Source organism: Acidimicrobiales bacterium (genome assembly GCA_035531755.1).
In the GTDB taxonomy this organism is placed as follows: Bacteria; Actinomycetota; Acidimicrobiia; order Acidimicrobiales; family UBA8190; genus DATKSK01.
Window position 1 is genome coordinate 1 of the sequence record DATKSK010000001.1, and the last position, 24,846, is coordinate 24,846.

Here is a 24,846-nt window from a genome sequence, read left to right on the forward strand (position 1 = left end):
GCGCCTGGTGCCGGCCAGTCGTGACCTGAGCACGACCGGCCACGCCAACGACGTCGCCCCTTGGTACTGGCGGGTGGCCGAGCCCGGCTCGGTCCACCTGTGTGACGGCCCTGACGAGTTCCGCCGCGCCGTGCGCCAGGAGATCAAGGAGGGGGCGCGCATCATCAAGATGTTCGTCACCGGTGGCCACGGCACGGTCAAGCCGGCGGAGCACACCGAGATGACGCCCGAGGAGCTGGGTGCCGCCATCGAGGCCGCACACCTGCGCGGTGCCCTGGTACGCGGCCACATTGCCAACCGGGACGCCATCCTGATGGCGCTCGACCTCGGGATCGACGTGATCGACCACGCCGACGGGATGGATGTGTCGTGCATCGAGCGTCTGGTCGCCTCGGGGACGCCCGTGGTCCCCAGCATGTTCTTCGGGTTCCGGCTGTGGGACGCGTTCAAGGGAGAGGACGTGGGGTTCGTCAAGGGTCTTCGGGCCGAGCTCGACGCCGCCCTGGCGATCGTCCCGCAGGCCAATGCGGCCGGGGTGTGCCTCGTCCTCGGTGACGACTACGGCGCCGCCGGGTTCCCCCACGGGATCTATGCGGAGGAGCTCGCCTTCTATGTGGACGTTGTGGGGATCCCCCCGCTCGACGTGCTGCGATGGGCCACCGTCAACGGTGCCCGGCTCATGGGGCGCCCGGGCGACCTGGGGGCTGTGCGGCCGGGGATGCTCGCCGACCTGCTCGTCGTGGACGGTGACCCGAGTGCCGACATCTCGATCATGCAGGACCGCGACCGCATCCTCGGCATCATGAAGGGCGGCCGCTGGGTGAAGGACGAGCTCTCGGCAGTCGCCGCACCGCCGCCGGCGCTGCGGCACTGACGGCGCACCGCACTGCACCGCACCGCACCGCACCGGACCGGCACGTCGACCCCGGGCGCGATGTCAGGGCTCGGCCGGGTCCGTCCCGATCACCGGCGACCGCCCGAGCGCGAACACGCCGACCGACACCATCACCAGGCCCAGCGCCTCCGCGACCGGCGCGAGGCCGTGCCGGTCGATGTGCTCGCCGAAGAACGCCAGACCGATCGCCACGGCGACCAGCGGTTGGGCCACCGTCAAGGTGGGGAGCGACAGGCGCAGGGCGCCCGCGTGGAAGGCGCTCTGCGTGAGCAGCAGGGCGGCGACGGCCGCCACGACGAGCGCATACGGCTCCCACATGCCGAGGGTGTGCACCACGCCGGCGTCGAGCAGGTGCCCGGTGCGCTCTGTGACGGCCGCGACGTAGCCGAACGCCGTCCCCGACCCGGCGGCGAGGAGGACAGCCGACCGGGCGCGCGACCCTCCCCGCGCCCCGAGGACCATCACCGCACACGCCGCTGCGATGACGCCACTCAGCACCGCCCACGCCGGCCCCGACGCGTGGGGATGGCCCAGGCCGGGGCGGGCCACCCCGAGGAACAGGGCGAGACCGGCGGCCGTGAGGCCCGTCGACGCCAGCTCGGACAACGACACCCGCCGGTGGTCGAGCCAGGCGGCCACCGGGAGGGCGAACACCAGGCTCAAGACCAGAAGTGGCTCGACGAGCGTCAACGAGCCCCGTCGCAACGCCAGGAACTGCAGAAGGTACCCGACGACGTCGAGGACGTTGCCGACGAGCCACATCGGCCGGCGTGCGAGGTGGACGAGCAGCCCGGCGCGCATCGAGAGCTCGGGGGCGGCCCGGGCCGCCGCCCGGTGCTGGAGCACCGCGGCCAAGCCGTAGGAGGCGGCGCTGGCCATCGACAGCACGACGACCCCCACCAGCCCGCCACCGGCGTGGTGGCCTGCCACCACCGAACCCCACAACACGGCAGCCGACACTACGGGGTCGACGCCACCGGCACGCCCATCGCCGACGACGGTTGACCGTTCGAGCGGCGTCGGGGCCGCATCCTCGCATGGCTCCAGGTCACGATGCCGCGGCCGGTCCGGTGCGCCCATCGGGACCCGAGGCCCCGCCGGCGCTGCGGGTCCCGCGGCCCGACGAGTCCACCCCCGCCGACGAGATGGCGATGGCGCGTGCCTGGCTCACCGTTTCCTAACCGGGTGGTGACAACGCGCTCACGTCGCCGCCCGATCCTCGAACCCGTGCCCGCAGGGGGCGAGGACGAGGAGGCGCACCATGAAGGGAATTTCCGAACGGCTGGGACGAGGATGGAGCGGCGCCGGGACTGCGACGCGCCTGTGGTGGTCGGGCGTGGCGTCGGTGGCCATGGCGGGAGCTTTGCTCATCGGCGGCGTGGCCGTTGCCGGTGCAGTGAATGCCCCGGTCCACACCTCTGAGGCTTCGCCAGGCGGGTCGCCGGCAACGGGGTCGCCGGCGATGAGATCGGGCGCCGCAGGGTCGGGGTCGACGGGAGCGATGGCCGCACCGGCGTCGGGCGGCCACGCCATCTGCCCGAACGTCCGGGGCGCCACCGTGATGGCCGACGGCATGGTGATGGCCCCGGTGCCGTCGTCGTCACCGACCCCCGCCCAGCAAGCGGCGGCCACCCACCTCGTCACCGCCGTCGACCAGGGGATCGCGCCGTACGCCGACGTCCGGACGGCCGAAGCCGACGGCTACGGGCCGATCTCGGCGCGGCGCGGGCCCATGACCCATTACCTCGACCGGTCGGTCGTCGAGCACGGCGACGTCCTCGACCCCTCCCACCCGTCCGCGTTGATGTTCGCCAACACGGTCGACGGCCCGGTTCTGATCGGTGCGATGTTCCTCGGCCCGGCGCCGTGCGTCCCGGGGCCCGACATCGGAGGGTCGCTCACCCAGTGGCACGCCCACGACAACCTGTGCTTCTCGGGTGGCCGGTTGGTGGGCAAGGCCGCCGGTGACGGGACCTGTACCACCGGGTCCCGGCGCAACACCAGCTACTTCATGCTGCACGTCTGGACCGCGCCGCAACTGGCCGCCCAGTACCAATTCCAAGCGGACCTTCCCCCATCGGCGTACGCCGCTATCGACGCCGGCGGGCAGCCGTGAGTGGCTCGCCGCCCCGGGCCCTGCGCGTCGGTGCCCGGACCGTCCAGATCGGCCTCGGGACCATCTGGCTCTTCGACGGCCTCTTGCAGCTCCAGCCCAAGATGTTCGGGCCGGCGTTCGCCGACCAGGTCATCCGGCCTGCCGCCGGGGGCCAGCCCGGCGTGGTGGCGTGGCCCGTCGAGGAGATGGCGCGGCTGGTCTCGGTCCACCCGGCCGCGTCGAACGTGGTGTTCGCGGCGGTGCAGCTGCTCATCGGGATCGGCCTGCTGCGACGCGAGACGGTGCGCCCGGCACTCGCCGTCTCCTTCGCCTGGTCGGCGGGTGTCTGGTGTTTCGGCGAGGGGCTCGGAATGCTCTTCACCGGCACGGCGTCCCCGCTGTCCGGCGCGCCCGGCGCGGCCCTGCTCTACGCGCTGGTCGGGGTGGCCGTGTGGCCCCGGCGCCGCCCGGCCGGGGACCCCGATCGACACGTGTCGGCTGCCGCGGCGGGGCTCCTCGGGGATCGCGGAGCCCGCGCCCTGTGGGCCGCGCTGTGGACGGGCATGGCGGCGCTGTGGCTGCTGCCCGCCAACCACGCGCCGGACGCGGTGAGCCGCGCGCTGGCGGGCGCGGCGGGGTCGAGCCCGGTGTGGCTCGCGCACCTGCAGTCGTGGCTGGCCGGGGTCCTGCGCGGCGACGGGGTGGGCGTGTCGATCGTGCTGGGCGCACTGTCGATCGCCATCGGGACGGGGCCACTCGTCGTGCGTCGCCCGACGCCCTTCCTCGTCGCCGGCGTGGCGCTGTCGCTCGACTTCTGGTTGCTCGGTCAGTCGCTCGGAGGGATCGTCACGGGGATCGCCACCGATCCCAACGCCGGCCCCCTGTTCGTCCTGTTCGCGCTGGCGCTCTTCCCGTCCGGGCCCGACACGGCGCCGGCCGAACGGGCACGAAGGGGTACCGTGCACCCATGGCCCTCGACCGCCGTACCCTCGCCGGCGCTGACGTCTCCATCCCGCACCTCGGCGTGGGGACCTGGGCCTGGGGCGACCGCGCCACCTGGGGCATGGGGGGCTATGACGCCGACCTGACCCGTGATTCGATCAGGCAGGCATGGGAGGCCTCGATCGATGCAGGGGTGACGCTCTTCGACACCGCCGAGGTGTACGGCGGTGGCGAGAGCGAGCGGATCATCGGCGCACTGCTGGCCGCCGACCCGGGGCGGGCCGCATCGGCGGTGGTGGCCACCAAGTTCATGCCGTCACCGTGGAAGCTGCAGGTCCGGGACGCCCTGATGAAGTCCGTGCGGGCCTCGCTGCGGCGCCTCGGCCGTGCGGCTGTCGACCTGTACCAGATCCACGGCCCGGTCAGCCTCCGGTCCCACGCCGCGCTCGCCGACGCCCTGGCCGCCGCGCACCACGCCGGCCTCGTCAAAGCGGTGGGCGTCTCCAACTATTCGGCCGAGGAGATGCGGTCGATCGCCGCCGAGCTGGACGCCCGCGGGATGCAGCTCGCCACCAACCAGATCGAATTCTCGTTGCTCCGCCGGGCGCCGGAGACCGGCGGCCTGCTGGCCGCGTGCGCCGAGCTCGGAGTCGTGCCCCTCGCGTACTCGCCCATCGGCCAGGGGCGGCTGACCGGCAAGTACTCGGCCGCCCACCCCCCGCCCGGCAAGCGGACGTTCTCCCGGCATCCGATGGCGGTCGTCGACGGCATCGTCACCGAGCTTCGTCGCATCGGTGAGAAGCACGGTGGCAAGACGCCCGGCCAAGTGGCGCTGAACTGGGTGATCGCCAAGGGTGCGGTCCCCATCCCGGGCGCCAAGAACTCGCACCAGGCATCGGAGAACGCGGGCGCCCTGGGCTGGCGCATCGACGACGACGACCTCGGCCGCCTCGACCGTGCCGCCCTGCCGGGGATCGTGAGCCTGCAGAGCCGCTTCTGGCAGCACGGGTGACGGGGACGTCCTGAGCGACCCGGGCGAGCGCCCGGCTGGCCGGCGCTGGGACGAGGCCGGCCCCGCCCGCGTCAAAAGGGGTTGACACTGGCCTTGAGATCATGTAACTTGATTTCAAGTTACCTTACCTCAAGGAGAAACCCATGGTCACAGTGGCGGTGCGGCACCGGGTTGCCGACTTCAACGCGTGGAAGGTCGTCTACGACGAGCACGGAGCGGTTCGCAAGGAGCACGGTTGCACGGGCGACTCGGTCCTGCGTGACGAGACGGACCCGAACGAGGTCATGGTGCTGACCTACTGGCCGGACCTGGCCGCGGCCCATGCCTTTCGCGACGACCCGTCGCTGCCCGCGGCCATGGGGCGGGGTGGCATCGTCGGCGCTCCCCGCATCGAGGTCTACGAAGAGGCGGGCGCCTGAGCCCCGCCCAATCGTCGACGACGCGTCGGGGGGACGGCGTGAGCCGTCCTCGTCGGCGTGCCCCGGAACCGATGATCCGGGTGGGTGACGACTTCGAGGCGGAGTACCCCGGGGCCGACGGCATGGCCACCGAGTGCTACGCCAACATCGTGCGTACCGGCGACCTGCTCATCGGGCTGCACAATCGACAGGCATGGGAGGACTACCGCCTGTCGGCGACGGCGAAGATGGCGCTGGCCGTCATCGAGGGAGCCGGCGGCCCGCTCGAGCCGACAGTCATCGCCGAACGGCTCCTCATCACGTCGGGGAGCATGACGTCCATGCTCGACACGCTCGAACGCCGGGGCCTCGTGCGGCGGATGCCGCATCCCGACGACCGGCGCAAGCTCCGGGTCGACGTCACCGACGACGCCGTCGCCATCCTCGACGAGATGCTCCCGTCGCTGCACCAGCGGGAGCGGGCGATCATCGACGTCGCGCTCACCAAGGAGGAGCAGAAGCGGCTGCTCGACCTCGTGGCCAAGATCCAGGCCGCCGCCCGGGCCGCGCAGGGCGACCCCCCGGACCGCTCGGCGACCCGGGTACGTCCCACCCGCCGGGCCCGCTGACCGCCGGCGCCGCCGCCGCCGTTGCCTCGGGGGCGGGCCCCGTCGAGGGCAGCCGGTGCGACGCTGCTCAGCCGTGGCCGATGGCGTCCGCCTGCGGGGCCTGCAAGCCCTGCCGGGTCCATCGGACGGCCCCGTGGGACCGCACTTCGACATCGAGCCCGATATCCGCCGCCAGGCGGGCGGCGACGGCCTCCGTGGCGACCAGGCGCTCGGGCTCGCCCTCCGCATAGAGGAGGAAGAGGTGTTCTCCGGCCTCGTGCCACACGATGCCGATGATCTCCGGGTCGAGCACGCCCCAGACCTTAGGAAAGTTTTCCCCGGCCGGGTGTCGGTGGGCGGCAGAGGCGGTCGTCGGCGTTCAGTGCCCTGTCGCCCGCGACAGCGCCGCCTCGATGCCCCGGAGCTCTGTCACCTGCCACTGCTCGAACGTGGCGCTCGCCGGGGCCAGCGTCTCGGTCACGGTGGTGACCGGGATGCCGTGTGCACGGGCCTCGTCCACCTGGGCGGTGACGTCCGGGGTGGCGTTCTGGCTGTTGTAGACGTAGATCTTGATCTGGCGCTGTCGGATCTGCCTGTCGATGGTGGCCTTGTCGGCGGCGGTGGGTTCGGTCCCCTCGCTGATGGCGTCCAGGAAGGACTCGGGCGTGAGCATGCGCAGCCCCAGTGCGTCCGCGAGGGGGGTCACGATGCTCTCGGACGCCCCGATGGGGGTGCCGGCGTACGTCGCCCGGATGTCTCGGACCAGGCCGTCGTACCGGGCGAGGCCCTGTGTCTCGAACCTCTGGCGCTGTCGCCGGAAGTAGGCGGCGTCCCTCGGGTCGATCCGGATGTAGTCGGCTGCGATCTGGGCGATCACGCTGTGCACGTTGTCCGGGTCGTACCACCGGTGGGGGTTCCCGCCGTCGGGGACGCCCACGAGGCGCCCGACATCGAGCTCGAACCGGCCCGGTGCGGCCGTCGCCGCCAGGAGGCGGTCCATCCACGGGTCGTACCCGATGCCGTTCTCGATGACCAACTGCGCCGTGGAGACGGTCCGTCCGTCCCGGGCGGTGGGCTCGTAGGCATGGGGATCGGAGTTGGGGTTGGTGATGATGCTCGTCACCGTGACGCGGCTTCCGCCCACCTGCTTGGCGATGCTCCCCCAGAAGTTCTCGGCGGCCACCACCGACACCGTGCCGTTCGGTCCCGGGCTCGGGGACGCCGGGCCCGTCGAGCAGGCGGCCAGGACGACACCGAGGAGGAGCGAGCATGCGCCCAGGACCGGCCGTGTCGGCCGTCGGTCGCCGCCGGCCCTGCACGGGGTTCGGTCCATCGTCTGCTGCTTCCTTCGAGTTCCTTCGCGCACGACCCCGCCACGCCGGGGCCCGGGCGAGGAAGCGTAAACGATAGTGATTCTCAATACAAGCAGGTACCCAACCCGGCGGGCACTGCACCGCCGGGACGAGGGGCGAGCTGGCGGTGGCCGTCGACCGATCCCGCGGCCCGTTGGGCCGAAAGCCCCTGGACCCGGCACCGGGTGCGGGACACGATGGCGGCATGTCGCCCGCCCGTCGCCGCCGTTTCCTGATCGCCGTCCCGGTCCTCGTCGGGGCGACCCTGGTGGCCCGGCGCCTCGGCTACAAGGTGGGGGGCAACGTCGTCGTGCGTTGCCGCGACGGCCACCTGTTCACGACGATCTGGATCCCCGGTGCGTCGTTCAAAGCGGTCCGCCTCGGCTGGTGGAGGCTGCAGCGTTGTCCGGTCGGCAAGCACTGGACCTTGGTCACTCCCGTCAAGGACGCCGACCTGTCCGACGAGGAGCGGGCGTCTGCCGAGCTGCACCGGGACGTGCGGATCCCCTGATCCCGCCCGGGGCGGCGGGTACCCCGGGCCGCCGTTGCGGTCACCACTCCTCGACGACGGGCGTGGGCTCCAACCGCTCGAACGTGGGGATCAGATAGCCGAAGCCGGCGACGATGGGCCCGACCAGCATGAGGGCCAGGCCGGCGAGCCTCAGCGGCTGGGCCACCGTGAAGAGGCCGCCGGCGCCGGCGACGGCCACGCCGACGGCACCGATCCACCCGCTCAGCCGGGACAGGCGCGTGGATCTCCGCACGCGGGTGAGCAGCGCCACGGCACCGAGCGTGAGTACCAGCCCGAGGATGGCGTGGGCGAGATAGATCGCCTCCCGGATCGCCGGGAGCCGGCCGATGGGGCGCCCGGCGGGCACGAAGACCAACGCCACGATCCCGAGGGCGAACTCGGCACCCACGAGCAATGCGAGCCTCGATGCCGTCCGGCCCGTGCTCCGCTCCACCGTGAGCTGCTCGCGCCCGGGCCTGGCCGCACGATGACCGGGGGTGCCCTCCAGGTGGGCGGACGAACGCTGCGTGCGGGCTCTGTAGGCCTCGGGATCTTCGTGGACGAGGTACCACCAGCCGGCGATGGCGACCAGCGCGAAGGCCGGCCATTCGACGGAGTAGAACCAGCTGAGCCCGTTCCCCGCCAGCGCTCTCGTGGCCTGCCACCACCCGGCGGCGACACACCCCGGGGCGATGATCGCCACTTCGAGATGGAGCACCAGTGCCCGGCGCGACAGCCAGCGCTTGCGGGCGCGAGCCGCGTAGGCCGCCAGTGAGCCGTACGCCGTGGTGCCGGCCGGGGGCCCGGCTCCGGCGTTGACGGTCTCGAAGCGCTCCGTCACCTTCCGCTCCGCGACGAATGCGCAGAACGGCACGGTCCCCGCCAGCAGGACCAGGGCCATCTGCCACTTGGGGACGTCGAGCCGTCGCGTCAGCTCGAAGGCCGCGTAGAGATAGACGATGTACAGGAAGCCGTGGAGCGTGCCGACGATGTTGGCGACCCCGGGATGCCCCGCCGCGAACTGGAGCGGCATGCCGACGAAGACGAGGATGATCAGCAGGGACGCGGTCGTGAACGCCATCACCCGGTACCGCACGAGGAGCCGGCGATCGACCACGCTCGTATTCACCCGGCCTCCGCGAACGTCACAGCCGATCACTTCGGCCTTGCTGCCTGTCGGCTGTGCCCGGATCATACGGGCTGTCGAGCGCCCGGACCGGGCGAGGGCGCCCGTCCACGGTCCGGGGCCCGGGATCACGTTCCGACGCGTCACCGGCCGGACCTACGGTGGGCGCAGGCTCCGGTCGACGCGGGTGGTGTTCGGCTCACGACGGGCACGTCGGTGGTCTCGTCACGGGTAACGGCATGGTGGTGGGCGCGGCCCGGGTCGGCAGTCGGGTCCCCCTCGGCGACATGGCGGTCCATGGACGGGCAGGTGCCGCCGGGCCACTCCGGAGTCACCCCCGCTGGTCGGGGTCGTGTGGGCTCGGCGGCCGCGCGACCCGGCCCGACTACATGAAGCTGTCGTCGGCCGCCAGGCCCAGGGCGTCGTCTCCGCCGGTGATGATCGGTTGGCAGTTGCCGAACCCCTCGCCCCCGCCGGTGGCGTCCACGACGCGCACGACGGTGTCACGGATCTGGTGGAGCCGCCGGGCCGTCGCCGGGTCGGCGCAGTCGGGGACGTGTTCGCCGTCGACGAGCAGGTCGCCGCGCCATTCGCCGTGGTGGTGCCCGTCGAGCCCGAAGTAGAGGCCCGCACCCAGGTGGAAGCCGGTGTCGGCGACGGCTTCGATCTCGAGGGTGCGCCGGGCCCCGTCGGCGGTGATGGCGTGGATGCGCCCGCCGCGCAGGCGCCGGTTGGCGGGGTCGAAGGCGAGCTCCGGCTCGAGGTCGACGAAGCGCTCCACCGTCCCGTCGGGGTGCTCGACGCCCCCCATGACCACGTGCTTGTGGGTGAACCCCGGCCCGCACACGATCTGGTAGTGCATGAACAGCCCGTAGCGGCTGCCGTCGGGCCGCTGCATGGCGATCGGGCTCCATATCATCCGGAACGACAGGCCGGCGAGCGCATCGCGTGGCTCGAGGTCCTGCGGGGGAAGCCCGACGTCGTAGCGCACACCCCACGAGTGGTCGCGCGTCGACACCCAGGCATCGGGGGAGATCTCGGTGCGCTCGCCCTCCACCTCGACCCAGCCCGAGGCCAGCCCGATCTGGTGGTAGCGCACGAGGTCCGAGCCCACGCGGACCCCCTGGCGCATGTGGGTGCGGTCCTCCAGCGACGGGGGGACGATCGACTCGAACGTCCAGTCGAAGGCGATCGGCTGGGTGTCGTTGGCCTCCAGGACGAAGCGCACCGACCGCAGGGGCTCCACGACCTCGTAGCGGATCGGGCCGGCGGCGGTCGTCGCCGGGGCCGAGTCGAGCCGCCGGCTGGCGCGGACCGTGCGTTGCTCCACCCCCCGGGAGATGCCGGCGTACCCGTCCATGACGTTGCGGTTGGGGTACTTGCCGAGCCCGAAGCCGAGCTGCAGGCTGCCGTCGGTGGCGGCCGCCATGGCGCAGATCTTCTCCGTCCACGACAGGTCGCTCGTGCCCACCACGGCGAAGGTGTCGGTGATCTGGTGGCACAGCCCCTCGTCGGCCGGCACCAGGGGCCCGATGGGGTTCGTCACGCGTCGGACCCCGTCATACCCGGTCCCAGTACCGGCCCTCGAGCATCGCCTCGAGCGTGGGCCGGTGCATGATCATGTCGTCGGGGTCGTCGGGCACGGCGATCTCGCCGAAGAGGACCTGGCGGCGCGCCACCCGGCTCATCACGATGGCGTGCCGGAGCGCCGCGTACATCGTGTAGAAGTCCAGATGGCGCGGCTCGTGGCCGGAATGCGCCTCGTACGCCCTGGCCACGTCCTCCAGGCGCATGAAGTGCGGCATGCCCGGCAGCCCGGCCTGCACGGCGATGTCGTCGAGGAAGCGGTGCAGGTAGACCATCCAGCCCAGGTCGATCTCACGCGGGCCGAGGGCCACCATCTCCCAGTCGAGGACGGCCACGGGCTCGAAGTCGCGGTACATGACGTTGCCGATGCGCGAGTCGCCCCAGCTGATGACGGTCGCGCCCTCGTCCGCCGGCCAGTGCTCCTCGAGCCAGGCGAAGGTCCGTTCGATCAGCGGCGAGCGGTCCCCGTCGGCGACCACCCACTCGTAGTAGGCGCGCTGCTCGGCCAGATGGCGGCGCAGCGCGGTGTCGCCGGGGCGGTCGAGCTCGAGGAAGGCGACGTCCTCGGCGGTGACGTCGGCGCCGTGCAGCTCGGCCAGGACGCGGACCGACGAGTCCTGCAGGCGCTCCTGGTCTGCGAGCGGCGCCTCGGAGAGCCACGAGCCGAACGGGTACGGCATGATGTCGGGCGGGACCACACCGTCGACGCGCTCCATCACGAAGAACGCCGAGCCGATGGCCGTGGTGTCGAGCTCGAGCCACAGGGTGCGCGGGACGGGGACGCGTGTGCGCTCGCCCACCAGGCGCATGACCCGGAACTGGCGCTCGAGGTCGTAGACGGGGAACACCGGCACGGCGGCGGGGTCGGGGCTCAGCCGTGCCGCGCACGCCTGCGTGACCAGCTCGCCGGGGCCCCCCGGCCCGCTGTCCCGGCGCCAGGTGGCCTCGAAGAGCAGCGTCTCGCTCGACATGCCGTTGCCCTCCGGCACCACGAGCTCCGACACCCGGGGATCGGTGACCCGGCCCGCCAGCCAGGCCACCAGTCGGCGGTGCAGCTCGTCGCGGTCGCGCGTCGAGGTGCGGGGCCGGACCACGGCCTCCTCGGCGTCACTCACGGTGCCACGCCGGGTGCGACCGACTCCCATCCGGTGAAACCGGACGGCAGGTGACGGCCGAACGTGCCGTGCTCGAACATCCCCCAGCCCTCGGCACCGTCGCACACCGCTCTCGCCACGTGGTCGACCACGCCGAAGGGCAGCCGCCCGGTGATGGCGGGGTCCCGCATGTCGACGACGACGGCGTCGGTCCAGCCGCGCCCGCGCCACTGCCCGTGTGACCAGTCGGGGTCGCCCCCGTAGCCGGGACCGCAGTTGAGGCCGACGAATCCGAGGGTGTCGACCTCGAGCTCGAGCGGCTTGCCGCCGCGCGTGCGCATGTGGAGCACCGCACCGTCGGGGTGACGCGTGCCGGGCCGGTAGCGGACCTCGACCTCCGGCCACCCCAGCTGCTCGGGGGGGCGGCCCGAGGACGCCGGGAAGACCCGGACCGCCTCGTTCAGCGTGCGGGTGCCGTCCCCGTCCTCCTGGGCGATCACGACGATGGCGAAGTCGTCGAAGCGCAGCGGCACGTACGTCCACCAGAAGCCGAAGCCCTCGTCGGGCTCGGCGGCGGCCCGCCCCGGCGGCTCGGGCTCGCCCACGGGCCGGATGCCCCACGAACGGTCCCGCGTCCCCACCCAGCGGTCGTCGCCCACGGGGATCTCGTCGCCGTTCACGCGCAGCACGCCCGACCACGTGCCGACCTGGGCGAAGCGCATGGCGTCGAGGATGATCCGACCGCCCTGGCGCATGACGTGGGCGGGCTCCTCGACCACGGGGAACGAGCCGGTCCAGGCGAGGTCGAAGCCCACCCCGTGGTCGCCCCCCTCGCACACCAGACGGATCCGCTCGAGTGGCTCCACCACCTCGATCCGGTACGGGCCCACCTCCTGCGCCATGCGATCGTCGCCGAGGGCGTCCGACGTGCGCAACGTGTACTGCTCGTCGCCGCGCCGGACGGTGGCGTAGGCGTCGATGACCCCGAGGTTGGGGTACACGCCCAGCCCGGTGACGAGGAAGATGTCGCCCGTCCGGTCGTGTGCGTTGAAGTAGCACCGGTCATAGGCGTTGCGGTCGCTCGTCCCCACGTGCTGCATCGACAGCGGCACCTGGTGCACGGGGTACTCGTCGAGCGGCACCGGCATTGGTTCGGCCTCCCCCTGGACGTCCGTTCTACGGTGGCGTCGACCCCGGCACGTGCGCACCGGGGCCTCCCGAAGGCATCAACGTAGTCCCACCGCCGGGGAGGACGGGCCCGCCTGCGCACCCCTCGGGTCGGGCCGCCGATCGCGGCCACAATCAGGGGATGCGGCCCGGCTCGGCACCACCATGACCGGTCCCGGGGCGCCCGAGCCGCCCCCCGATCCCGACTCCGGGCTCCAGCCCGTCCCGGCGTCGCCGGCGGGGTCGGCGCGGTCGGCGCCCGCCCTCGGCCGGGCCTGGGCGGCGTGGGGGCTGGCCGTCAGCGCCTATTTCGTCGCCGTGTTCCACCGCACCAGCCTGGGCGTGGCCTCGCTGGCGGCCGAGCACCGCTTCCACATCGGAGCGTCGGTCCTGGCGACCTTCGTCGCCGCCCAGCTGGCCGTGTACGCCGCCCTGCAGATCCCCACCGGCGCCATGGCCGACCGTTTCGGGCCCCGCCGGATGCTCACGGCCGCACTGCTGTTCCTGGCCGCGGGCGAGGCGCTGTTCGGGTGGGGGACCGGGGTCGGCGCCGCCCTGGCCGGCCGCGCCCTGGTCGGGATCGGCGACGGCCTGACGTTCCTCAACGTGTTGCGCCTGGTGCAGAACTGGTTCCCGGCGTCGCGCTACGGGATGCTCACCGCCTTGACGTCGCTCGTCGGGGGTGTCGGCCAGCTGGTGTCGACGGTGCCGTTGCGACTGAGCCTGGTGCACCTCGGGTGGGTGGCGACGTTCGCGGGTTCCGCCGCGGTCACCGCCGGGGTGGCGGTCGTGATCGCCGTCACCGTGAAGGACCGGCCCGACGGTTCGACCCGGCTCCCGCTGCGCGAGCCGTCGAGTATGCGCCGATCGGTCCGTCACGCCATGCGGACGCCGGGCACGTGGCGCGGCACGTGGGCCCACTTCGCGCTCACGGGCCCCTTCGTGGCGTTCACCGCCCTGTGGGGCTACCCGTTCCTCGTCCGCGCCCAGCACTACTCGGGCCGCAGCGCCAGTGTCGTCCTCGGCTTCGTGGTCGTGAGCGCGGTGGTGAGCGCCCCGTTCGTCGGGATGATCATCGGGCGCGCCCCGCGGGCGCGCGCCGCGGCGGTGACGGCCAGCGCCCTCTTCCTGCTGGCGTCGTGGGTGCTCGTGCTCGCATGGGGCCCGGGGCACGTGCCCGCCGCGCTGGTGGCGCTGTTGGTGGTCGCCACCGGCGTGGGTGGCTCGACGTCGGTGATCGCCTTCGACCTGGCCCGCGAGGCCAACCCCCCCGAGCGCGGGGGCGCGGCCACGGGCGTGGTCAACATCGGTGGCTTCGCCGGCGCGGTGCTCGCCGACCTGGCCATCGGCGGGGTGCTCGACCTGGTGGGCCACGGTGGGCGCGACCCCGGCGCCTACCGGTCCGCGCTGGTGGTGGTGCCGGCGATGGTCGCCCTCGGCCTGGTGCAGTTCTGGCGGCTCGGGCGCCGGGGTGACCGCCGGGCCCGGCGGTCCGGGGTGATCAGACGACCAGTCCCCGCCCCGTGACGAGCGGCAGGTCGAGCGACGTGATGAGCCCCGGCGCGGCCCCGACCACGGCCGGGACGGCGTTCACGAGGCGCATGGCGGTGGCCTTGAGGCCGCCGGTGTTGTGGTCGCCGTCGCTGCCGACGAGCTGGAGGTCGACGGTGTAGTTGGGCTCGCCGCGCACCACGACCCGATAGCCGCCCTGGCCGAGGGGCTGGGGCCAGTCGGGCGCCAGGTCGTCGGCCAGCCGGGTGACGTGCTCGAGCACGACCACGGCCCGGCCGTCGCGCATGCCGCGCACCTCGAAGCGCAGCGCCGCGGCGGTGCCCGTGCGGACGGTGCCCGAGGCGATCTCGATGTCGGTGGGCGCGGCCACCCGCTCGTAGTGCTCGTCGACGCTGTCGAGCTCGACGCCCAGGGCCGCAGCGATCTGGCGCACCACGCTGCCCCAGGCCATGGTGAGCACCCCGGGCATGAGGAGCATGGGCACGTCGTCGAGGGCGCCGCCGAACCCCATGATGTCGAACATCACCATGGGCTGGTCGTAGGTGGCGTAGTTGAGGATCTCGAGGCAGCGGACCTCCTCGATCCGCTCGCTGATGCCGGTGACGACGAGTGGCAGCCAGTCGTTGGCGAAGCCCGGGTCGATGCCGTTCACCCAGAGCGACACGCCCTTGTCGTGGGCGGCGCGGCGGAGGGGCTCGACCATCTCGTCGGGGACGACGCCCTCGGGGTACTGCAGGAACACGGGGCCGCTCGACACCACGTTGGCGCCGCTGCGCAGGATGCGCTCCAGGTCGGCGAGCGCCTCGGGCAACCGGTGGTCGGCCATGGCGGTGTGCACCACGCAGTCGGGCTCGAGGGCCAGCACGGCGTCGACGTCGCCCGTGGCGGTCACGCCCACGTCGCGCCCGAGTCCCGTGAGCTCCCCGGCGTCGCGCCCCACCTTGTCGGGATTCGACACCCACACGCCGGCCAGCTCGAGGTCGGGCCGGGCGTCGATGCCGGCGAGGGCGTGGCGCCCCACGTTGCCGGTGCCCCACAGCACCACCCGGTAGGTGCGGTCGTCGCCCGCCATCACAGGTCGGGGAGGCCGAGCTCGAGGTTGGGGTGGTCGAGGCCCCCGTCCACCTCGAGCACCTTGCCGGTCACGTAGCCGCCGGCGGGGGAGCACAGGTAGACGATGGCCGCGGCGATGTCCTCGGGGTCGCCGATGCGGCCCAGGGGCGTGGCCTTCTCCATGGTGGTGCGCAGCTCGTCGTTGGTGAGCACGATCTCGAGCGCCGAGGTCGCCACCGATCCCACCGCGATGGCGTTGACGCGGATGCGCGGGGCGAGGTCGGTGGCCGCCAGGCGGGTGAAGTGGGCCAGGGCGGCCTTGGCCGTCCCGTAGGCGACGAACCCGCGGCCCTGGGTGCGGCCCATCGCCGACGAGATGTTGACGACGGCGCCGCCGTCGCCGGCCAGCATCACGGGCACGGCCGCCTGGGTGAGGGCGTGCGCCGTGGTCACGTTGAAGTGGAAGGCGGCTTCGAGGGCACGGGGGGAGGTGTCGAGGAAGGCGGCGGGCATGGTGCCACCGACGTTGTTGACCACGATGTCGAGGCGCCCGAAGGCGTCTCGGGCGGCGGCCGCCAACCCGCCCACGGCCTCGAGGTCGTTCAGGTCGGCGGGCACCACGACGGCCCGGCGGCCTGTGGCGTCGATGCGCTCGGCCACCTCGCGCAGCTGCTCCTCGGTGCGCGCCGAGATGACCACGTCGGCACCCGCCTCGGCCAGGGCCAGCGCGGCGGCGGCGCCGATGCCGCGCCCGGCGCCGGTGACCACCGCGGCGCGGTCGGTGAGGCGGAAGCGGTCCAGGATCATGGGCGCCGACAGTAGCCCACGGCCCGCAACGGTGAAACGTGTTCCAGTGCGGGGTCACCGTGGGGACGCCCGGACGGGCGGTCTCGGTCAGCCCCGGCCGTCGGGTCGGGGCCGTCGGGTCGGGGCCGTCGGGTCGGGGCCGTCGGGTCGGGTCGGGGCGGGTCGGGTCGGGTCGGGTCGGGTCGGGTCGGGTCGGGTCGGGTCGGGTCGGGTCGGGGCGGTCGGGTCGGGGGCAGTCGGGTCGGGTCGGGCCGTGGCGTCCTGTCCGGGGTCAGCCCGGGCGGGTGGAGGGAAGGCCCAGCTTGCGGTGGTCCCACGACACGGTGCGCTCGACCTGCAGGGCGATCACGACGCGCTTGTGCAGCATGGTCTCCACGAACGGGCGGAGCTCCTCGGTGTAGGTGCCGTAGTAACGCTCGAACAGGTTGACGCCCAACGCGAACATCCGCTCCGGGTCCTCGACGAACACGGCGGTGCCCACGAGCTCGACGCCGCGCAGCTCCTCGTAGTACTCCCCGTCCTCGGCCATGCACGTCATGCGGGGATCGCGCCGGAGGTTCTGGGCCTTCTGCGACTTGGCCTTGGTCTCGAAGGCCAGCATGCCGTCGAGGAACCCGTACCACATGGCCACGGCGTGGATCGACCCGTCGTGGTTGATCGAGCACAGCGACACGGGCCGCCGCTCGGCCAGGAAGCCGTCGATCTCCTCGGGGGTCATCTTGATGAGGCCCCGCTGGTTGATCCCGTGGCCCATCTGCCCCTGCCCGGCCGGTGTGCTGCTCTGCTCGCTCATCCCGGCGAGGTTACCGGGTCGGTCGTGGCGCCCCCCGGCGCCGCGCTCAGCCGGCCGCGCTGATGGGGAGGCTGTCGTAGCGGCGGGTGAACGGCCCCGGGGCCAGGGTGCCCCCGGCCGGGTCCGCCACGAAGTCGGGCATGGTCGCCAGCAGTTCCTCGAGCACCACCCGTCCCTGCAGGCGGGCCGCCGCCGCCCCGAGGCAGTGGTGCGGGCCCGACCCGAAGGCGAGCATGCGCTCGATGCGCCGCCCGACGTCGAGCCGTTCGGCGCGGGGCCCGAACTCCCGGGGGTCGCGGTTCGCCGCGCCGTAGAGCAGGTGGACCTTGGCGCCGGCGGGGATGGCCGTGCCGTCGATGTCGACCGGGCGCGTGGCCGTGCGCGACAGGCCCTGCACCGGCGACGTGAACCGCAGCAGCTCCTCCACCGCGCCGGGCACGAGCGCCGGGTCGTCGCGCAGGCGCCGGCGCTCGTCGGGGAACGACGTGAGCAGCGCGGCGCTGTGCCCGAGCAGCCCCGTGGCGGTGTCGTTGCCGCCCGCCACCATGACGAAGCAGAAGCCGAGGACCTCTTCCACCGTGACGGGTCGGCCGTCGAGCTCGGACGCCACCAGCGACGAGACCACGTCGTCGCCCGGATGGCTCCGCCGCCACTCGGACAGCTCGCCGAAGTACCGGTAGAGGTCCCCCACGGCCTCGGCGGCGCTCATGACGCTCCCCGCCGCGTTGGCCTGCACGATGGCGCTCGACCAGCGCGTGAACACGCCGAGGTCGCCGGGTGGCACGCCCAGGAAGGTGGCCACCACGACGCCCGGCAGGGCCCCGGCCACCTCGTCGACGAAGTCGGCGGTCCCGGCCTCGGCGATCCGCTGCATGCGCCCGCGGACGAAGGCGCGCACCGCCGGCTCGAGGCCGGCCACCCGGCGCGGGGTGAACGCCCGGTTCACCAGCCGCCGGTAGCCGGTGTGCCCGGGGCGGTCCATCATCACCAGGGTGGGCAGCAGCCCGAGGGCGGCGATCTCGTCACCCTCGAAGGTGAGGCCCTGGGCCGACGAGAACGTCTCGGTGTCCGTGGCCGCAGTGAACACGTCGGCGAAGCGCGACAGCACCCAGAAGTCGGGGCCCTGGGCACCGCCCTCGCCGCCACGTCGGCCGGCGCCACTCCCAGCCTGGCGGCGGCCGGCGCCCCCGACCACCCGGTGGACCGGGTCCTCGTCGCGCAGCCGCTGGTAGACGGGGTACGGGTCGAGCCAGTCCTCGGGGTCGAACGGGTCGTAGCGAACGGCGTCGACGCTGCTGGTCACGGGGGAGGGTGCTCTCTGGTCGGGGCGGCGGGTCAGGAGCCCCGGTCCGGTGATTCAGCCGGCCGAGTACGTGCAGGGGAGGTGCTTGATGCCGTTGATGAAGTTCGACCGGAGGCGGTCGGGCTCGGCCGTGGCCCGGATGTCGGGGAGGTGGCGGAACAGCTCCTTGAACATCACGGTGATCTCGCGCCGCGCCAGGTGGGCGCCGAGGCAGAAGTGCGGCCCGGGGGCGCCGAAGCCGACGTGCGGGTTGGGGGCCCGCCGCACGTCGAATCGCTGCGGGTCCTCGAAGACGTCCTCGTCGCGATTGGCCGAGTTGTAGAAGAGCAGCACCTTGTCGCCCTCGGCGAAGTCATGGCCCGACAAGGTCGTCGGCTGGGTCACGGTCCGGCGCATGAAGATGACGGGGGAGGCCCAGCGCACGATCTCGTCCACGGCGGTCGGGGCCACGGCGTCGAAGTCCTCGGTCCACACGGCGCGCTGGTCGGGACGCTCGGTGAGCGCCCACAGGCCGTGGCTGATGGCGTTGCGCGTCGTTTCGTTGCCCGCCACGACGAGGAGGATGAAGAACGAGGACAGCTCGGCATCGGTCAGCGCCTCGCCGTCGACGTTGGCGTTGACCAGCGCCGAGGTGAGGTCGTCGGTGGGATGCTCGAGCCGGTAGGCGGCCAGCTCGCGCATGAGCTCCGCCAGATCGGTGCCGGCGTTCATGAACGCCAGCACCGGGTCCTCACCCTCGGGGACGTACTCGGTGTCCCCCATCGACAGGATGACGTTCGAGCGCGTGAAGACGGTGTCGTAGTCGCGCTCGGAGACGCCCATCATGTCGCAGATCACCTTCAGCGGCAGGCGCGCCGCCACCTCGGTGACGAAGTCGCACGCACCCTTGCCCCGCACCTGCTCGATGATGTCGTCGGCGACCTGCTGGATGGTGTCCTCCACGGAGCGCACCATGCGGGGGTTGAAGGCGGCGGAGACGATCCGCCGCAGCCGGGCGTGGCGGGGGTCGTCCATGTTGATCATCGAGCCGAAGAACTCGAGCAGTTCGGGTGGCATGTCGATGATGCTCGTGCTGGACTGCCCCGAGCAGTACAGCTCCGGATGCCGGCTGATCTCGACCACGTCCGCGTGGCGCGTGATGGCGTAGTAGCCCGGCCCCGGGGGGATGGGGATCACCGTCTCGATCTCGAACTCGGGCTCGGCGAAGAAGGCGATGGGCCGCTCGGCCCGCAGGGCCGCGAACGCCGCCTCGCGCCGCTCCCACGGCTCCGCCCAGAAGTCGAAGTCCGACAGGTCGATGCCGTCGAGCCGTGCCGCCTGCGGGATGGTCACCAGCGTCCTCCCGTTCCCGGGTCGAGTGCCGCGTCGCGCGCCGTGGTGCGGCGCCGTCCGTGCGTTGCGCCCGCCATCCTCGCGCCGGGCCCCGCCACCCGCCCAGCCGGGCCCCGCCACCCGCCCAGCCGGACCCCGCGGCCCCCAGGCTCACCCGTGACGTGTCCGGTGGCGCGGGTCCGGTGGTGCCGGTCCTCAGAGAGGGGCAGGGCCGGCGCGTCGCGCCGGCGGGCGGGCCAGCCCCGAGCGCACCAGGGCGCCCAGCTGCTCGGCGCGCCGGGCCTCGTCGGCCGTGCAGGGCTCGGGGGCGTACGAGGCCCGGACGGCCAGGGTGGCGAGCTCGCCGTAGGCGTCGACGGCGCTCTCGACCCCGGCGCCGGGAGCCCCCTCCGACGGGCCGCCCGACCACGCGCTGCTCGCGGACGCGACGGGCACCGGGGCGTAGGTCGCCAACCACTTCGCCCCCGCCAGCGATCGCAGGCGGGCGGCGTGCTCGTGGAGCGTCTCGGTGGGGCGCCGGCCCAGGCGGGCGCGATCGAGGGTCGAGACCGCCCGGCGCCACTGGGCCAGGACCTCGGCCGTGGGGTCGGCCTCGGCGGCGCGACGGCGCCGGTCGTCGCCCCACCGCTCCCGGCGCCGGCGTAGGTCGGGGATTCGTCGCCGCACCCAGCGGCCGGCGGGGACGGCGAGCACCCCCGCCATGAGGATGACCACGACGGCGAGGACCCACACCCGGCTCCCGCCGCCGGTGGGAGCGGTCCGGCCGTGCAGGGCCAGCGGGACCGTCGAGGGGGCCGACACGCCGGAGGTCGCGGGGTGTCGGATGCTCGCCACCGTCGATGCCGTGGACGCCGTCGACTGGCCCCCGGTGTTCTGTGTGCCGGTGCGCGACCCCGAGTTCACGCCGATGCCCGTGGGCTCGCCCGACGAGGCCGGGGTGGGCTCGTACGAGGTCCATCCCGTCGCCGGGCCGAGGTAGACCTCGGGCCACACGTGGGCGTCGGCTCCGGTGACCCGGTACCGGTCGTGGCCCTGGGCCGTGCCCGTGGTGAACCCGATCGCCACCCGGGTGGGGAGGCCGTCGGTCCGGGCCAGCACGGCGTAGGCGGCCGCGAATTGCTGGCAGAAGCCGGCCCTGGTGGTGAACAGGAACGACGACAGAGCGTCTGAGCCCGCGGTCGTGGGTGGCGAGAGCGTGTACCGGAACCGCCCGCTGTCGAACCACCGTGCCAGCGCGGCCGCCTGGGCCGCCGGGGTGGAGGCCCCGGCGACGATCTGGTGGGCGAGCTGGACGACCGGGGGGGACAGCGCCGGCAGCTCGAGGTACGGGGTCAGCGACGAGGCCGGGACGGGGGGTGTCGTGGTGCCGGCCGAGCCGACCGGGCCGCCCGGGCCGGCCGGGCCGCCCGGGCCGCCCGGACGGGTGCCGCGTGCCCGGGTGCCCGGGCTGACCGGGACCCGGGCCAGGGTGCTGTAGCGCTGGCCCGGCGGCGCCTCGATCGCCTCGACGGCGCCGAAGCCGGGCACCACGAAGGCGTTGGCGTCGACCGAGATCGCGGTCGGCGGCAGCGGCAACAACGTGCTCTGGAGGTCGCCGATGGTCACGGCCGCCCGGAAGGTGGTGGTGGGCTCGGGATCGGGAAGCGCCGGGAGTCCCGGGGCGGGCCGGCTCTGGGGCGGCTGGGCGATCGCCTGCACCGCCGCCTCCGTGGTGGCGTCGGGGAGCCAGGCGGTGCCGTCGAAGGTGGTCAGCACGGCCACCTGCCAGTAGGTGGCGACCGGGGTGGTGGCGCTGAACATCACCTCGCCGGTCCGGTTGGTGAGGACGGCTCTGAGGTTGTCGACGAGGTCGATGGCGCGCACGCCGGTCAGACCGCCGCCGGCGCCGATGGCGGGCAGTGCGCCACCGGGGCCGGTCCCGCCCGTGCCGACACCGAGCCCTCCGCCTCCCGCCGCGCCCCCCGCCGGGCCGAAGGGCAGGGCGCTCACCCGCAGCGCCGTGAACGCCGGGCTCACCGCCAGGGGCACCACCACCGCCAGGACGGCGCACAGCACGGCCGGGGCCATCGCCGCCAGGCCGGCCCCGACCCTGCGCGTCCTACCCGCCGCGCCGGCGCCGGGGCGCGCCCCGGGGCGATCGGCGGCGGCGATGAACACGAGGGCGCACCCGAGATAGGCGATGACGCCGGCGACCCGGTCGACCTGCGAGCTGAGCAGCGCGGTGTAGCAGAACAGCCCGAAGCTCGGCGCCAGGGCCACGAGGGCCACCGAGGGGCGCGCCGTGCGGGTCTCGGCCCACGCCCAGATGGACCGGCCGAGCACGGCGACGAGCCCGGCGCCGGTGGCGATGCACAGCACCACGCCCGACGTGGCGGGCACGGGCGTGGGATGTGCGCGGATGACTGCGCCGGCGGCGTCGAACTGCGCCACCAGCGCCCGCCACGTGGTGGAAGTCGGGACACCGGAACGGGTGGACGCCAGCAGCTGTCCCCACACCGTGGCGAGCACCACCGCGACCACGCCCGACACCACCGTCACGGGGATCGACACGCGCACCCGGCGCGCCAGCGAGGTGGCCAGGTGGCCCGCCACCACCGTGGCCAGGACGGGGCCGATCACGTGCGCCGCGCCGGGGGCTTGCGTGAGGCGCGCCGTGCCCAGGCCGGCCGAGACCGAGACCGCCAGCAGCCAGGCGTCCGCCCCCAGGCGCGTCGGCGGGCGATCGCCGACCGGGTCCGCCGCCCGCGATGGAAGGGCCGCGGCGGGCGGGTCGGTCATGGCACCAGGACCGTCTCGGCCCGCCGGCCCAGCACGTCGGGGAGAGAGTGCTGGGCCGCCCCCCGGGCGGTGGTGACGAGCAGGACCTCGGCGCCGCCCGGGTTGCCGCTCGCCCACACCGCGCCGCCCGTGGTCCGGTCACCCCATCGGCGCGCCACCGCGGGCGCCGGGCTCGCGGGGCCGAGCATCGCCAGGGCGCGCAGCAGGGTTTGCCTCCCCGCCGTGTTCGGCGCCACGACGACTCGGTCGCCGGTGCTGGTGCACAGCTCCACCGTCACCGCCCGCTGCAGCGCCTCGATCCCCAGCCCCGCGGCCAACGAGATGGCCTCGTCGATCGAGCGGTCGTCGTGGGCCGACGGCCGGACGTCAACGAGCAGGGTCAGGGACCCGGTCCGGGGCTCGACGAACTCGCGGACCACGAGCTCGCCCGAGCGCGCCAGCGCCGGCCAGTGCAGCCGGGTGAGCCGGTCGCCGGGCGCATACGGCCGCAGCCCGCTCAGCTCGTCTCCCGACATGGTGTTGGCGCTCTGCGTCGCCGCGCCCCACGGGCGGCCGGCGGGGTGCGGGCCGGCGCCGCGTGCCGCGCGCCCGGGAGGCGCGGGGGTGGGGTAGACCACGACGTGGGCCGGAGGCGCTGTCGTGATCCGGCGGCCGAAGAGGCGGAACGGGTCCTCGCACCACAGTGCCACGCCCGACAGCGTGAGCAGGCCGCGCGCCGCGGTCGGCACCGGGATCCAGAGGGCGGCGTCGGCGCCCGGCGCCAGGTCGGGGAGCCGCGACGACCGGGCCATGACGCGCCGGGCCGCGGCCCTCTCGCGCCGGCTGCGACGGGGTGCCGCTGCGAAGCTGTCGCCGGACGTGGTGGACCGCCCGGTGCGTCCGTCGCGGGCGTCCGCCGCACCTGCGACGGCACCGTGGCGCGCGCCCAAGCCGGGGAACGACACCGACCAGTGCCGGCGCGGCTCCTCCACGACCACCGGGGGGAGGCGGTGGCGCCCGGCGTTGCTCACGCGCAGCTCGACGAGGGCGGGCTGCCCCGCGGCCACCTCGGCGGCAGGCACCCGCACCACCAGGCGCAGCGCTCGACGTAGGGCGCGCCGGCGACGGCGTGCCCCCAGCGCGCCGATCGCGAGCAGGACCCACGCCGACGTCGCCAGCAGGACGAACTCCTCGACCCCGTAGACCAGGCCCGCGACCGCCGCGCCGACGGACCCGACGGTCAGCAGCCTGCCCCGCGACGACAGCACGTCTCGTCCGTCCGGTCGCGGCCCGAGGCCGGTTCGCTACCGGGCCCCGCCGACCGGCACGACGAGCCGGGACATGATCTCCGCGATCGTGGCCGCCGGCGTCACCCCCGCCAGTTCGGCCGCGGGGTGGAGAACCACGCGGTGGCCGAGGGCGGGCTCGGCCACCAGCTTGACGTCGTCGGGCGTGACGTACCCGCGGCCGGTGGAGACGGCCACGGCGGCGGCGGCCCGCAGGACCGCCAGTGTGGCGCGCGGCGAGGCGCCCACGGTGAGGTCGGGGTGCGACCGCGTCTCGCCGATGAGGTCCAGCACGTATCCCCGCACGTCGGCCCCGACGTGGGCGCGCCGCGCCGCGTCCGCGAACCGGGCCAGGAATTCCGGGCCGCCGACGCTCGACAGCGACTCGGGGGAGGGGCGCGAGCGGGTGGTGGCGAGGAGCTCGTCCTCGGAGGCGCGGTCGGGGTAGCCGAGGCGCAGCCGGAGCAGGAACCGGTCCCGCTGGCTGTGCGGGAGGGGGAAGGTGCCGGCCGCGTCGAACGGGTTCTGGGTGGCGAGCACCATGAACGGCCGGGGCAGCGGATGGCTGACGCCGTCGGCGCTGACCTGTCGCTCCTCCATGGACTCCAGCAACGCCGACTGTGCTTTGGGGGACGCCCGGTTGAGCTCGTCGGCGAGCAGGACGTTGGTGAACACGGGACCGGGGCGGAAGGCGATGCGCCCGCTGTCGCGGTCGAACACCATGGCGCCCGTGACGTCGGCGGGGAGGAGGTCGGCGGTGAACTGCACCCGGCCGAAGTCGAGCCCGAGCGAGCGGGCGAGCGCCTTGGCGAGCGTGGTCTTGCCCACGCCGGGGTGGTCCTCCACCAGGAGGTGGCCCTCGGCCATGAGGCAGCACAGCGCCAGCCGCACGATGTCGTCCCTGCCGATGTAGGCGGTGCGCACGTTCGCCACCACGTCGTCGAACGTACGGGCCAGCAGTTCGTGGGCCTCGGCGTCGGCCATGCGGCCGAGTGCCGCCGCCGGGTCGCGGGCGTCGGGGACGACGACCGTCCCCAGTGCTGCGGGAGCGGTCAGGGTGCCCGGCGCGCCCGCCGGGCCGGGGAGGCCGGGTGTGCTCCGGACCGGCGTGGAGGTCCCCGCCGGCCACTCCCCGCCTCCGGCCGCCGCCCCGCTCCACTGCGGCACGACCCCGGCGTCCTCTGCGGACGTTGCCATGGCGGGGAAGCCTAGGTGC

23 protein-coding genes are annotated in these 24,846 nt (G+C 73.8%); 8 read left to right on the forward strand and 15 right to left on the reverse strand.

Translation table 11 applies throughout. The annotated features are described in order from the left end of the window. A partial coding sequence (locus VMV22_00005; GenBank protein ID HUY20698.1) for an amidohydrolase family protein occupies positions 1-874 on the forward strand: 874 nt, incomplete at its 5' end. Positions 875-937: 63 nt separating this feature from the next. On the opposite strand, the gene VMV22_00010 is transcribed toward VMV22_00005, so the two are convergent. Then, positions 938-1,843 carry a DMT family transporter gene (locus VMV22_00010; GenBank protein HUY20699.1) on the reverse strand — a complete coding sequence of 302 codons (906 nt, stop codon included), beginning with the start codon at positions 1,841-1,843 and terminating at the stop codon, positions 938-940. 553 nt (positions 1,844-2,396) lie between these two features. Between VMV22_00010 and VMV22_00015 the strand changes: the two genes are divergently transcribed. From VMV22_00015 to VMV22_00035, 5 genes are all read left to right on the forward strand, one after another. Continuing rightward, positions 2,397-3,011, forward strand: a complete 615-nt coding sequence (locus tag VMV22_00015) for a hypothetical protein (GenBank protein HUY20700.1) — start codon at positions 2,397-2,399, stop codon at positions 3,009-3,011. Further along, positions 3,008-4,078, forward strand: coding sequence for a hypothetical protein (locus VMV22_00020; protein ID HUY20701.1), 1,071 nt, complete (start codon positions 3,008-3,010; stop codon positions 4,076-4,078). The genes VMV22_00015 and VMV22_00020 overlap by 4 nt, the downstream gene beginning before the upstream one ends. After that, positions 4,054-4,944, forward strand: a complete 891-nt coding sequence (locus tag VMV22_00025; GenBank protein HUY20702.1) for an aldo/keto reductase — start codon at positions 4,054-4,056, stop codon at positions 4,942-4,944. Before VMV22_00020 ends, VMV22_00025 begins: the two co-directional genes overlap by 25 nt. Positions 4,945-5,087: 143 nt before the next feature. Then, the gene (locus VMV22_00030; protein ID HUY20703.1) at positions 5,088-5,363 is read left to right on the forward strand and encodes an antibiotic biosynthesis monooxygenase; all 276 of its coding nucleotides are present in this window, start codon (positions 5,088-5,090) and stop codon (positions 5,361-5,363) included. A gap of 80 nt (positions 5,364-5,443) precedes the next feature. Next, positions 5,444-5,971 carry a MarR family transcriptional regulator gene (locus tag VMV22_00035; protein HUY20704.1) on the forward strand — a complete coding sequence of 176 codons (528 nt, stop codon included), beginning with the start codon at positions 5,444-5,446 and terminating at the stop codon, positions 5,969-5,971. A gap of 67 nt (positions 5,972-6,038) precedes the next feature. On the opposite strand, the gene VMV22_00040 is transcribed toward VMV22_00035, so the two are convergent. Together VMV22_00040 and VMV22_00045 are read right to left on the reverse strand one after the other, a co-directional pair. Further along, positions 6,039-6,263 carry a hypothetical protein gene (locus VMV22_00040; protein HUY20705.1) on the reverse strand — a complete coding sequence of 75 codons (225 nt, stop codon included), beginning with the start codon at positions 6,261-6,263 and terminating at the stop codon, positions 6,039-6,041. Between the two features lie 66 nt (positions 6,264-6,329). Next, positions 6,330-7,283, reverse strand: coding sequence for a zinc ABC transporter substrate-binding protein (locus VMV22_00045; GenBank protein ID HUY20706.1), 954 nt, complete (start codon positions 7,281-7,283; stop codon positions 6,330-6,332). Between the two features lie 224 nt (positions 7,284-7,507). On the opposite strand from VMV22_00045, the gene VMV22_00050 reads away from it, so the two are divergent. Then, on the forward strand, positions 7,508-7,813 hold the full coding sequence (locus VMV22_00050; protein ID HUY20707.1) for a hypothetical protein: 306 nt from the start codon (positions 7,508-7,510) through the stop codon (positions 7,811-7,813). Positions 7,814-7,853: 40 nt separating this feature from the next. Here VMV22_00050 and VMV22_00055 read toward each other — a convergent pair whose 3' ends face one another. The 4 genes from VMV22_00055 to VMV22_00070 all read right to left on the reverse strand — a co-directional run bounded on the left by VMV22_00055 (position 7,854) and on the right by VMV22_00070 (position 12,768). Beyond that, positions 7,854-8,930, reverse strand: coding sequence for a DUF3817 domain-containing protein (locus VMV22_00055; protein HUY20708.1), 1,077 nt, complete (start codon positions 8,928-8,930; stop codon positions 7,854-7,856). A gap of 394 nt (positions 8,931-9,324) precedes the next feature. Continuing rightward, the gene (locus VMV22_00060; GenBank protein ID HUY20709.1) at positions 9,325-10,485 is read right to left on the reverse strand and encodes a hypothetical protein; all 1,161 of its coding nucleotides are present in this window, start codon (positions 10,483-10,485) and stop codon (positions 9,325-9,327) included. Between the two features lie 13 nt (positions 10,486-10,498). Next, a complete protein-coding gene (locus VMV22_00065; protein HUY20710.1) occupies positions 10,499-11,641 on the reverse strand; it encodes a phosphotransferase family protein in 1,143 nt (380 codons plus the stop codon). Beyond that, positions 11,638-12,768 carry a hypothetical protein gene (locus VMV22_00070; protein HUY20711.1) on the reverse strand — a complete coding sequence of 377 codons (1,131 nt, stop codon included), beginning with the start codon at positions 12,766-12,768 and terminating at the stop codon, positions 11,638-11,640. The genes VMV22_00065 and VMV22_00070 overlap by 4 nt, the downstream gene beginning before the upstream one ends. 184 nt (positions 12,769-12,952) lie before the next feature. Between VMV22_00070 and VMV22_00075 the strand changes: the two genes are divergently transcribed. Then, positions 12,953-14,314 carry an MFS transporter gene (locus VMV22_00075; protein ID HUY20712.1) on the forward strand — a complete coding sequence of 454 codons (1,362 nt, stop codon included), beginning with the start codon at positions 12,953-12,955 and terminating at the stop codon, positions 14,312-14,314. Here the strand turns inward: VMV22_00075 and VMV22_00080 are convergent. The 8 genes from VMV22_00080 to VMV22_00115 form a co-directional block, all read right to left on the reverse strand. Then, on the reverse strand, positions 14,289-15,371 hold the full coding sequence (locus VMV22_00080) for a hypothetical protein (GenBank protein HUY20713.1): 1,083 nt from the start codon (positions 15,369-15,371) through the stop codon (positions 14,289-14,291). The two genes, VMV22_00075 and VMV22_00080, sit on opposite strands and share 26 nt — an antisense overlap. Next, positions 15,371-16,159: an SDR family oxidoreductase gene (locus tag VMV22_00085; protein HUY20714.1), complete on the reverse strand. Its 789-nt coding sequence runs from the start codon at positions 16,157-16,159 to the stop codon at positions 15,371-15,373. The genes VMV22_00080 and VMV22_00085 overlap by 1 nt, the downstream gene beginning before the upstream one ends. 271 nt (positions 16,160-16,430) lie before the next feature. Further along, positions 16,431-16,952, reverse strand: coding sequence for a pyridoxamine 5'-phosphate oxidase family protein (locus VMV22_00090; GenBank protein HUY20715.1), 522 nt, complete (start codon positions 16,950-16,952; stop codon positions 16,431-16,433). A gap of 46 nt (positions 16,953-16,998) precedes the next feature. Continuing rightward, entirely contained in the window at positions 16,999-18,255 is a 1,257-nt protein-coding gene (locus VMV22_00095; protein HUY20716.1) for a cytochrome P450, read from the reverse strand. Between the two features lie 54 nt (positions 18,256-18,309). Next, the gene (locus tag VMV22_00100) at positions 18,310-19,587 is read right to left on the reverse strand and encodes a cytochrome P450 (GenBank protein HUY20717.1); all 1,278 of its coding nucleotides are present in this window, start codon (positions 19,585-19,587) and stop codon (positions 18,310-18,312) included. Between the two features lie 195 nt (positions 19,588-19,782). Then, on the reverse strand, positions 19,783-22,365 hold the full coding sequence (locus tag VMV22_00105) for a transglutaminaseTgpA domain-containing protein (protein ID HUY20718.1): 2,583 nt from the start codon (positions 22,363-22,365) through the stop codon (positions 19,783-19,785). Next, positions 22,362-23,612, reverse strand: a complete 1,251-nt coding sequence (locus tag VMV22_00110; GenBank protein HUY20719.1) for a DUF58 domain-containing protein — start codon at positions 23,610-23,612, stop codon at positions 22,362-22,364. The genes VMV22_00105 and VMV22_00110 overlap by 4 nt, the downstream gene beginning before the upstream one ends. Positions 23,613-23,648: 36 nt before the next feature. Continuing rightward, positions 23,649-24,827 carry an AAA family ATPase gene (locus tag VMV22_00115; protein ID HUY20720.1) on the reverse strand — a complete coding sequence of 393 codons (1,179 nt, stop codon included), beginning with the start codon at positions 24,825-24,827 and terminating at the stop codon, positions 23,649-23,651. Between the last annotated feature and the right edge of the window lie 19 nt (positions 24,828-24,846).

Excerpts from the sequence above, each read along its gene's own strand:
- VMV22_00015 (HUY20700.1), top strand. The coding sequence starts at position 2,397 with ATGGCCGCACCGGCGTCGGGCGGCCACGCCATCTGCCCGAACGTCCGG.
- VMV22_00025 (HUY20702.1), top strand. The coding sequence starts at position 4,054 with ATGGGGGGCTATGACGCCGACCTGACCCGTGATTCGATCAGGCAGGCA.
- VMV22_00030 (HUY20703.1), top strand. The coding sequence starts at position 5,088 with ATGGTCACAGTGGCGGTGCGGCACCGGGTTGCCGACTTCAACGCGTGG.
- VMV22_00045 (HUY20706.1), bottom strand. The coding sequence starts at position 7,283 with ATGGACCGAACCCCGTGCAGGGCCGGCGGCGACCGACGGCCGACACGG.
- VMV22_00050 (HUY20707.1), top strand. The coding sequence starts at position 7,508 with ATGTCGCCCGCCCGTCGCCGCCGTTTCCTGATCGCCGTCCCGGTCCTC.
- VMV22_00070 (HUY20711.1), bottom strand. The coding sequence starts at position 12,768 with ATGCCGGTGCCGCTCGACGAGTACCCCGTGCACCAGGTGCCGCTGTCG.
- VMV22_00075 (HUY20712.1), top strand. The coding sequence starts at position 12,953 with ATGACCGGTCCCGGGGCGCCCGAGCCGCCCCCCGATCCCGACTCCGGG.
- VMV22_00080 (HUY20713.1), bottom strand. The coding sequence starts at position 15,371 with ATGGCGGGCGACGACCGCACCTACCGGGTGGTGCTGTGGGGCACCGGC.
- VMV22_00085 (HUY20714.1), bottom strand. The coding sequence starts at position 16,159 with ATGATCCTGGACCGCTTCCGCCTCACCGACCGCGCCGCGGTGGTCACC.
- VMV22_00090 (HUY20715.1), bottom strand. The coding sequence starts at position 16,952 with ATGAGCGAGCAGAGCAGCACACCGGCCGGGCAGGGGCAGATGGGCCAC.
- VMV22_00105 (HUY20718.1), bottom strand. The coding sequence starts at position 22,365 with ATGACCGACCCGCCCGCCGCGGCCCTTCCATCGCGGGCGGCGGACCCG.
- VMV22_00115 (HUY20720.1), bottom strand. The coding sequence starts at position 24,827 with ATGGCAACGTCCGCAGAGGACGCCGGGGTCGTGCCGCAGTGGAGCGGG.